The 10665-nt window shown below is 70.7% G+C and carries 3 protein-coding genes and 1 pseudogene; 1 reads left to right on the top strand and 3 read right to left on the bottom strand.

The window, feature by feature from the left end; translation table 11 throughout:
• From CCN42_RS00690 to CCN42_RS00680, 3 genes and pseudogenes are all read right to left on the bottom strand, one after another.
• Nucleotides 1-1140 (bottom strand): annotated as a pseudogene (locus tag CCN42_RS00690) (cell division protein FtsK); the annotation flags it as partial.
• Between the two features lie 135 nt (nt 1141-1275).
• Nucleotides 1276-1956, bottom strand: a complete 681-nt coding sequence (locus CCN42_RS00685; RefSeq protein ID WP_086732576.1) for a response regulator — start codon at nt 1954-1956, stop codon at nt 1276-1278.
• Nucleotides 1957-2241: 285 nt separating this feature from the next.
• Entirely contained in the window at nt 2242-7704 is a 5463-nt protein-coding gene (locus CCN42_RS00680) for a HAMP domain-containing protein (RefSeq protein ID WP_086732575.1), read from the bottom strand.
• Nucleotides 7705-8084: 380 nt separating this feature from the next.
• Here CCN42_RS00680 and CCN42_RS00670 point away from each other — a divergent pair.
• The coding region (locus CCN42_RS00670; protein WP_086732577.1) for a SpoIIE family protein phosphatase at nt 8085-10665 on the top strand (2581 nt) is incomplete at its 3' end.

The following is a 10665-nucleotide window of genomic DNA, read 5'->3' as shown; positions in this document are numbered from 1 at the left end:
GGGGGTGAGCGCCGGGGACCGCGCGCACACGACGCCCACTCCCGCCCCGGCGCTCACCCCCTGGGTGAGGTCGGCGACGACCGGCGACGGCGGCATCCCGTGCAGCACGGCGCCGTCGAGCGCCGCCGCGGCGGCCGCGGCGACGTCCACGGCGTCCATCCCGCGGTCCGTCTCGGACTGCGGCACCGCGGGGCGCCGCGACCGGCCCCGGCGCCGCGGCAGTGCCTCCTGCTCCGCGTCCTCGGGCTCGTAGGCCTCGGGGGCGCGTCCGCGCCGGCGCGGACGCGCGGGCAGCGCCTCGCGCCACTGCTCCTCGTAGCGCTCGTCGTCCTCGCCGAACTCCTCCGGCTCGAGGTCGCGGACCAGGCCCAGCCGCACACCGAGCAGCCTCAAGCGCTGCGGGATCGCGTTGACCGGCGTGGCGGTGACCACCAGCAGGCCGAAGACGGTGAGCAGCACCAGCAGCGGTACGGCCAGCACCTCGGTCATGGTGTGCGTCAGCGGGGTCGCCGCGCCCCAGCCGACGAGGCCGCCGGAGTCGCGTATGGCCTGCATGCCGTCGCTGCGGGCGGGCGAGCCGCAGGCGATGTGGACCTGCCCGAGCACGCCGACGACCAGCGCGGACAGGCCGATCACGATCCGGCCGTTGGCCTCGGGTTTCTCGGGGTGGCGGATGAGCCGTACGGCGATCACCGCGAGCAGGATCGGCACCAGCAGGTCGAGCCGCCCGAAGGCGCCCGTCACGATGATCTCGACCAGGTCGCCGACGGGGCCGCGCAGATTCGACCAGGTGCCCGCGGCGACGATCAGCGCGAGGGCGAGCATCAGCAGCGCGACGCCGTCCTTGCGGTGCGCGGGGTCGAGGTTCTTCGCGCCCTGCCCTATGCCGCGGAAGACGGCGCCGACGGCGTGCGCGAGGCCGAGCCAGAGCGCGCGGACGAGCCGGTAGAGACCCCCGGTCGGGCTGGGCGCCGGCTGCGGCGGAACCTTCTTCGCCACGCCCTTCCTGGCGGGCGCCTTCTTGGCCGGTGCCCTCTTCGCGGGGGGCTTTTTCGCGGCGGCCCTCTTCACCGGAGCCTTCGCGGGAGCAGCCGTCTTCTTCGCGGGCGGCTTCTTGGCTGCGGAGGGACGTGAGGCCATGGGTGTGAGATTACCGGGGGAGTCGCCAGGGGACACGTGTGCCTCCTGCTTCACCCGTTCGTGTCGCCCCTGAGAGGGACGGAAACTGACGTGCACTCACGAGCAGGCCCTGCGGCAACGGGCCCGGCCGGTCCGTCAGTTCTCCGAGGGCACCGGCGAGGTCCCGCCGGTCCCCGGCTCCAGCGCGTCCAACGCCCGCCGCAGCCCGGTCAGCTTGCGCTCCAGGTGCGCCGCCGTGGCCACCGCCGCGGCGTCCGCCGACTCGTCGTCCAGCTGCTTCGACAGCGCCTCGGCCTGCTCCTCGACCGCCGCGAGCCGCGCGGACAGCTCCGCGAGCAGTCCGGCCGCCTCCCTGCCGCCGCCGACCGCGCCCTTGCCGCCGCCCTCCAACTGGAGCCGCAGCAGCGCCGCCTGCTCCCTCAGCTGGCAGTTCTTCATGTACAGCTCGACGAAGACCGAGACCTTCGCGCGCAGCACCCACGGGTCGAACGGCTTGGAGATGTAGTCCACCGCGCCCGCCGCATAGCCGCGGAAGGTGTGGTGCGGACCGTGGTTGATCGCGGTGAGGAAGATGATCGGGATGTCCCGGGTCCGCTCCCGCCGCTTGATGTGCGCGGCGGTCTCGAACCCGTCCATGCCCGGCATCTGGACGTCCAGCAGAATGACCGCGAAATCGTCCGTGAGCAGTGCTTTGAGCGCTTCCTCCCCGGACGATGCCCGCACCAGTGTCTGATCGAGCGCCGAGAGGATCGCCTCCAGCGCCAGCAGATTCTCCGGCCGGTCATCGACCAGGAGGATCTTGGCCTTCTGCACCATGGCCCGCCCTCCTCGCCCCGGCAGTGCACCGGGCGCCGCCCCAGGGGACGACTCCGTTACGCCGCCCGTCCTCGTGCCGGTCATCGTAGCCGCACCCCGCCTGTCGCCACACCCTGTCACCGCGATGTCACTGTGCACGTAGCAGAAACGAGGGCGGGGACCAGAAGGTTCCCAGAATCGCGTACGATCACACGCCCTCCGCCACACTGCGTCAGCGACTCGGCGTGAACTCTCACACGTCCCGCCACGAGCGCACACACGCCCGGCGCCCGTCCTCCGCGGCTGTCACTCCCCGCGCATCCACTGCTCCATCACCGTCAGCAGGTGATCCGGATCGACCGGCTTGGTGACATAGTCGGACGCACCGGACTCGATCGCCTTCTCCCGGTCCCCCTTCATCGCCTTGGCGGTCAGCGCGATGATCGGCAGCCCGGCGAACTGCGGCATCCGGCGAATCGCCGTGGTCGTGGCGTACCCATCCATCTCGGGCATCATGATGTCCATCAGGACCACGGCGACGTCGTCGTGCTGCTCCAGCACCTCGATGCCCTCCCGGCCGTTCTCGGCGTACAGCACCGACAGGCCGTGCTGCTCCAGGACGCTGGTCAGCGCGAACACATTGCGGATGTCGTCATCGACGATCAGCACCTTCTCGCCGCCGAACCGGATCCCGGGATGCGCCTGCGGCACCCCCTCCTCGGTGGGCGACCACTGCTCCGGCGCCGGCGACCGGTACTCGGCCGCCGAGGCCCGGCGCCGCCGCCGGAAGAGCGCCGCCGCCCCGTTCTGCGTCTCGCGGTACGACCGCACCTCGGCCGGCGTCTCGATCGTCACGTCCGACGGCGCGGGCTCCAGCGCGAGCGGCTCGCCGCCCGACAGGGAGGGAACCGCCTGCGGATAGCCGTGCGGCGGCAGCTCGCCCGGGTGCAGCGGCAGGTACAGCGTGAACGTCGAGCCGCGCCCCGGCTCGCTCTGCGCGTGGATCTCACCGCCGAGCAGCTGCGCGATCTCCCGCGAGATGGACAGCCCGAGGCCCGTACCGCCGTACTTCCGGCTCGTCGTGCCGTCCGCCTGCTTGAACGCCTCGAAGATCACCCGCATCTTGCTGGCCGCGATCCCGATGCCCGTGTCCGTCACCGAGAACGCGATCAGGTCCGCCTCCGGATCGGTCAGCGAACCGGCCTCCAGCAGCTGCTCGCGGATCGCCTGCGGAGCGTCGTCCCGCGCGGGCCGGATCACCAGCTCCACCGAGCCGGAGTCGGTGAACTTCACCGCGTTCGACAGCAGATTGCGCAGCACCTGGAGGAGGCGCTGCTCGTCCGTGTGCAGGGTGGCCGGCAGCTCCGGCGAGACCCGCACCGACAGGTCGAGGCCCTTCTCCGCGGTGAGCGGCCGGAAGGTGGCCTCCACGTAGTCGACGAGCTGGACCAGCGCGATCCGCGTCGGCGAGACGTCCATCTTGCCCGCCTCGACCTTCGACAGATCGAGGATGTCGTTGATCAGCTGGAGCAGGTCCGACCCGGCACCGTGGATCGTCTCCGCGAACTCGACCTGCTTCGGCGTCAGATTGCCGTCCGCGTTGTCGGCGAGCAGCTTGGCCAGGATCAGCAGCGAGTTCAGCGGCGTACGCAGCTCGTGCGACATGTTCGCCAGGAACTCGCTCTTGTAGCGCATCGACACCGCGAGCTGCTCGGCGCGCTCCTCCAGGACCTGCCGGGCCTCCTCGATCTCGGTGTTCTTCACCTCGATGTCGCGGTTCTGCTGCGCCAGCAGCTCGGCCTTCTCCTCCAGCTCGGCGTTGGACGCCTGCAGCGCCTTCTGCCGGTTCTCCAACTCGGCCGACCGCTCGCGCAGTTGCTCGGTCAGCTCCTGCGACTGCTTCAGCAGCACCTCCGTCTTGGTGTTGACGGAGATGGTGTTGACGCTGGTCGCGATCATCTCGGCGATCTGGTTGAGGAAGTCCTTCTGGATCTGCGTGAACGGCGTGAACGAGGCCAGCTCGATGACGCCGAGCACCGTGCCCTCGAACAGCACCGGCAGCACGATCACCTGCGCGGGCGGCGCCTCGCCGAGCCCGGAGGAGATCTTCAGGTAGCCGCTGGGCGCGTTCTCGACCAGGATGGTCCGCTTCTCCTTGGCGGCCGTGCCCACCAGCGCCTCACCGGGCCGGAACGACGTCGGCATCGAGCCCATGGAGTAGCCGTACGATCCGAGCATCCGCAGCTCGTACTGGTCGTCGTTGTCGCCGCCCAGGTCCTTGTCGTCGGCCAGCGGCATCGCCAGGAAGAACGCCCCGTGCTGCGCGGAGACCACCGGCGTCAGCTCGCTCATGATCAGCGAGGCCACGTCGTCGAGATCGCGGCGGCCCTGCATCAGGGCGGAGATCCGGGCGAGGTTGCCCTTCAGCCAGTCCTGCTCCTTGTTGGCGATCGTGGTGTCGCGCAGGTTGGCGATCATCTTGTTGATGTAGTCCTGAAGCTCCTGGATCTCACCCGAGGCGTCCACGTCGATCTTCAGGTTCAGGTCGCCGCGGGTCACCGCGGTCGCCACGCGCGCGATGGCGCGCACCTGCCGGGTCAGGTTCCCGGCCATCTCGTTCACGGACTCCGTCAGGTCCCGCCAGGTGCCGTCGACGTCCCGCACGCGCGCCTGGCCGCCCAGCTGGCCCTCGGTGCCCACCTCGCGGGCCACCCGGGTGACCTCCTCCGCGAACGAGGACAGCTGGTCGACCATCGTGTTGATCGTCGTCTTCAACTCCAGGATCTCGCCGCGCGCGTCGATGTCGATCTTCTTGGTGAGGTCGCCCTTGGCGATCGCCGTGGTCACCATCGCGATGTTGCGCACCTGACCGGTCAGGTTGGACGCCATCTGGTTCACCGACTCGGTGAGGTCCTTCCACGTGCCCGCGACCCCCGGCACGTGCGCCTGACCGCCGAGGATGCCGTCCGTACCCACCTCGCGGGCCACCTTGGTGACCTGCTCGGCGAACGAACTCAGCGTCTTCACCATGGTGTTGAAAGTGTCGGCGAGCTGCGCCACCTCACCGCGCGCCTCGATCGTCACCGTCCGCGTCAGGTCACCGTTGGCGACCGCCGCCGCGACCTCCGAGATGTTCCGCACCTGCATGGTCAGGTTCTTGGCCATCAGGTTGACGTTGTCGCTGAGGTCCTTCCAGATGCCGGTGACACCGGGCACATGCGCTTGGCCGCCCAGGATGCCCTCGGTGCCCACTTGGCGCGCGACCCGCGTCACCTGCTCGGCGAAGCTCGACAGCTGGTCCACCATCGTGTTGACGGTCGTCACCAGCTCCAGGATCTCGCCCTTGGCATCGACGGTGATCTTCTTCGACAGGTCGCCCTTGGCCACCGCGGTGGTCACATCGGCGATGCTGCGCACCTGCACGGTGAGGTTGTTCGCCATGAAGTTCACCGACTGGGTGAGGTCCTTCCAGGTGCCGGAGACCCCCTGAACCTCGGCCTGACCGCCCAGCTTGCCCTCGGTGCCCACCTCACGGGCGACCCGGGTGACCTCCTCCGCGAACGACGACAGCTGGTCCACCATCGTGTTCAGGGTGTTCTTCAGCTCCAGGATCTCGCCGCGCGCGTCCACGGTGATCTTCTGGGACAGGTCACCGCGCGCCACCGCCGTCGCGACCTGCGCGATCTGCCGCACCTGCGCCGTCAGGTTCCCGGCCATGCCGTTCACCGAGTCGGTCAGATCACGCCACACACCGGCGACGCCGGGCACCTGCGCCTGACCGCCCAGCCGGCCCTCCGTACCCACCTCGCGGGCCACCTGGGTCACCTGGTCGGCGAAGGCGGACAGCTGGTCGACCATCGTGTTGATGGTGTTCTTCAGCTCCAGGATCTCGCCGCGTGCGTCGACCGTGATCTTCTGGGACAGGTCACCGCGCGCCACGGCCGTCGTCACCTGGGCGATCTGCCGCACCTGAGCGGTCAGGTTGCCGGTGATGGAGTTGACCGAGTCGGTCAACTCCTTCCACGTGCCGGACACGCCCGGCACCTGCGCCTGACCGCCCAGCCGGCCCTCCGTACCGACCTCCCGCGCCATCCGCGTGACCTGGTCGGCGAACGACGACAGCTGGTCCACCATGGTGTTCACGGTGTTCTTCAGCTGGAGCATCTCGCCGGAGACGTCCACCGTGACCTTCTGCGACAGGTCGCCGTTGGCCACCGCCGTGGTGACCTGCGCGATGTTCCTCACCTGTCCGGTCAGATTCCGGAACGCCGTGTTGACGGAGTCCGTCAGGTCCTTCCACGTCCCGGCCGCGCCCGGCACCTGCGCCTGACCGCCCAGCTCGCCCTCGTCACCGATCTCCCGCGCGACCCGCGTGACCTCGGAACCGAACGCCGACAGCTGGTCCACCATCCCGTTGACGGTGTTCTTCAGCTCCAGCATCTCGCCGGCCACGTCCACGGTGACCTTCTGCGACAGGTCGCCGTTGGCCACCGCCGTCGTCACCGCGGCGATGTCCCGCACCTGAGTGGTCAGGTTCCGGAACACCGTGTTGACCGAGTCCGTCAGGTCCTTCCACGTCCCGGCCGCGCCCGGCACGTTCGCCTGCCCGCCGAGCCGCCCCTCGGCGCCGACCTCGTTGGCCACCCGCGTGACCTCGTCCGCGAAGATCCGCAGCGTCTCGGTCATCTGGTTGATGGTCTCGGCGAGCTGCGCCACCTCACCGCGCGCCTGCACGGTCACCTTCCGCGACAGGTCGCCGTTGGCCACCGCCGTCGTGACCTCGGCGATGCCCCGCACCTGGGCGGTGAGGTTCCCGGCCATGGTGTTCACCGAATCGGTGAGTTCCTTCCACACACCGGCCACGCCGGGCACCTGGGCCTGACCGCCCAGCTCGCCCTCCGTACCCACCTCGCGCGCGACCCGCGTCACCTCGGAGGAGAACGCCGAGAGCTGGTCCACCATCGTGTTGACGGTTTCCTTCAGCTCCAGCATCTCGCCGGCCACGTGCACCGTGACCTTCCGGGACAGATCACCCTTGGCGACCGCCGTCGTCACCAGCGCGATGTCCCGCACCTGGGCCGTCAGCCGGTGCGCCATCGTGTTGACGGACTCCGTCAGGTCCTTCCACGAACCCGACATCCCGCGCAGCCGCGCCTGCCCGCCCAGCTTGCCCTCGGTACCCACCTCGCTGGCCACGCGCGTGACCTCGTCGGTGAACGTCGACAGCTGGTCGACCAGGTTGTTCACCGTCCGCCCGACCTTCAGGAACTCCCCGCGCAACGGATGCCCGGTCCCGTCCGGCGCCTGCGTCCGCAGGTCCATCCGCGGCGACAGATCGCCCTCGGCCACCGCCGACAGCACCCGGCTGACCTCGGAGACCGGCCAGACGAGATCGTCGACCAGTGCGTTCGAGGCGTCGATCGCCGCCGCCCAGGACCCCTCGCAAACCCCCGTCTCCAGCCGCTCCGTGAGCTTTCCCTCACGTCCGACCATCCGCCGCACCCGCGACAGCTCACCCGTGAGGTGGAGATTGCGGTCGGACACCTCGTTGAAGACCGCCGCGATCTCCGCCATCACACCGTCCCCGGACACGGTGAGCCGCCTGCGGAAGTTGCCGTCCCGCATGGCCACCAGGGCCGACAGCAACCGATTCAGGGCAGCGGTGTCCACCTCGGTGGTGCTGCCGCTCGGCGCCGTGCGCCGCTTGCCCAGGGACGGTCCGCCGTCCGCGCGCGTCTTCGTGCCCCGCGTCGCTGCGCCAGACTCCACTGTGTCCCTCCCGCAGGGATCGACCGTTACTGCTGTGCTCGGGTGCTGCTGTCACTGCTCGGCGTGCCGATCACTCGTAAGTGGTCCCGCCAGACGGCACCAGCCCGTACCGAAGGCTGCTGCCCGTCCGCACGCAACACACTCAGCCTGCCCGAACCTCAAACAGAAGCCTGCCCAGTGTTTCACCCCGGCCGAACCAGGCCATAACAGTTCGGCAGCTTCACACACCGTCCGCACACCCTCCGGACGGAAACACTGCAGACCGGCATCCGCGCGGCCGGTGAAGGTAAGTAACCTTGCATCCGGCTGTCCAGCCACGCCGGTCCGTCCGGCCTGGGCGGTGGCACGAGAACGAGCGGGCATCGGAGGGCGGCCGCAACATGACCACCGGACTGATCCCTGGGGGACAGCCCCCGGACCCCCGGCCCGCGGGCGGCCTGCCGCCCCAGACCCGGCACGAGCCCGAGCCGGCGGACCCCGGAGCCCGGTACGACGAGAGCAGGTCGAGGAGTTTCGTGATCACCGCGCGCGCGGCTGCCAGCTTCGAGCCCGTGGGGCGTTCGGTCGCGTCCGCCCGCTCGTTCGTTCGGGACACCCTCCAGGGCTGGGGTCACGCCGACATCATCGACGACGCCGTCGTCCTCACCAGCGAGCTGGTCACCAACGCCGTCGTGCACGCCGGCACCGCCGCGGACGTCCTGTGCCTGCGCACCGACGAAGGCGTCCGCATCGAGGTCTCCGACCACTACCCGGAACGCGAGGTCCCGCTCCAGAGCGCCGCGATCAGCATGAGCGGCCCCGACCGCGAGGGCGGCCGCGGCCTCCAGCTGTGCGCGGCCCTGGCGGCCCGCTGGGGCGTCGAGTACACGCCCACCCACAAGAACGTCTGGTTCGAGCTCGCCCTCCCCGAGCGCCCGGTCGGCACCCGGGCCGCCGGCCCCTCCCTCCCCGCCGACCTGCTGCCGCTGGCCGACGGCCGCGTCCGGGTCGCCGTCATCCAGATCGACCGCGCCAGCGCCGTCACCGCGTGGAACGACGACGCCGAGGAGTTGTTCGGCTACCCGGCCGACCAGGTCACCGGCAAGCCGCTCACCGACCTCGCCGCCTGGCCGCACACCCCGGGCACCAGCACCGGCATCGCCGAGGCCCTCCGCCTCTCCCGCTGGGAGGGCAGCTACGGCATCCGCGACGCCTCCGGCCGCGTCGTCCCGGTCTACGCCTCCCACCTGCGGGTCCGTGACACCGCCGGTGAACCGTCGACGGTCTGCCTCCTCGTACGCGACCACGAACGCGCCGTCCTCCAGACCCCGGTCCGCCTCGTCGCCTCCGACGCGTCCCCGGCCGCCGAGGGCCAGAGCAACGACCCCTTCGAGGTCTTCATCGGCTCCCCCGCCCCGGACGATCTCGACGGCCTCCTCCAGCGCACGGTGGAACGCGCCCGCGACATGCTCGACGGCGACTCCGCTTTCCTTCTGCTCGCCACCGACGACGAGACGGAACTCGAGGTCCGCGCCTCGACCGGCCTGCCCTCGGCCCGCCAGCGGTTCGCCCGCGTCCCCGTCGAGGCGGGCCCCGGCCGCTACGGCTCGGCCAGGATGCCGGCGGTCCACGACGACCTCACGGCCGTCCCCGGTGCCGTCCCGCTGCTGAACGGCACGGGCATGCGCTCGGTCGTCACCGTCCCGCTCAAGGTCGAGGGCCGCCTCACCGGCTCCCTCGGCGTCGCCGCAGAGGCTCCCGGCCGGTACAGCAACGAAGAGGCCCTCCGCCTCCAGTTCGCCGCCGACCGCATCGCGCTCGCCGTCGAATCCGCCCGCCTCGGCGAACTCGAACGCCTGCGGCGGGGCTCCCTGAGCTTCCTCGTCGAGGCCTCCGACCTGCTCGCCGGCACCCTCGACCGCGACCAGACCCTCGCCCTCATGGCCCAGATGACGGTCCCCACCCTGGCCACCTGGTGCGCCGTCTACACGATCGCCGACCAGGCCTCGGAGCCGTATCTGTCGTACGTCCTGCACGAGGACGAGGAGCTCATCGACGGCATCAAGTCGCTGCTGTCGAAGATCTCCCCGCCGGACCCGGTCCCCACCCCCGGCGCCCGCGTCTGGTCCGCCCCCGCCGAGGCCGCCCACCAGGCAGCCCTGCGCAGCTCGATGCGCAGTCTGGGGCTCGGTGAACCGGCGACCGTCAGCTCGGGCATCGGCCCCACGCTCGCCACGGCCGCCGCGGTCGGCGGGGAGACGGTCGTCCTGCCGCTGGTCGCCCGCAACCGCGTCATCGGCATGCTCACCCTCGGCAAGCCCACCGACGAGCACTTCCGCCAGGAGATCCTGGAGCTGGCCGAGGACCTGTCCCGCCGTGCCGCCCTGGCCCTGGACAACGCCCGCCTCTACTCCGAGCGCACGGCCATCAGCCAGTCTCTCCAGCGCAGCCTCCTCCCGCCGGAGCTCCCCCAGATCGACGGCGTCGAGGTTGAGGTCATCTACCGCGCGGCCGGCGAGGGCAACGAGGTCGGCGGCGACTTCTACGACGTCTTCCCCATCCGCGACGGCGCCTACGGCTTCGCCATCGGCGACGTCTGCGGTACGGGCCCCAACGCGGCCGCCGTCACGGGCCTCGCCCGGCACGCGCTGCGCCTGCTCGCCCGCGAGGGCCTCAGCGGCCCCGCCGTCCTGGACCGCCTGAACTCGGCCATCCTCGACGAGGGCGCCCGCAGCCGCTTCCTCACCCTTCTGTACGGCGAGCTGCGCCCCCAGCAGGACGGCAGCGCGGAACTGAAGGTCGTCTGCGCGGGCCACCCTCTCCCGCTGCGCCTGCGCCAGGACGGCACGGTCGAGGCGGCGGCGGAACCCCAGCCGCTCCTCGGTGTCCTGGAGGATTTGGAGCTCTACGAGGAGACGGTCACCCTCGACCCGGGCGACGTCCTCCTCTGTGTCACGGACGGCGTGACCGAACGCCGTGAGG

It is taken from the genome of Streptomyces glaucescens, assembly GCF_002154375.1.
In the GTDB taxonomy this organism is placed as follows: domain Bacteria; phylum Actinomycetota; class Actinomycetes; order Streptomycetales; family Streptomycetaceae; genus Streptomyces; species Streptomyces glaucescens.
This window is presented reverse-complemented; position numbering and strand designations above follow the sequence as displayed.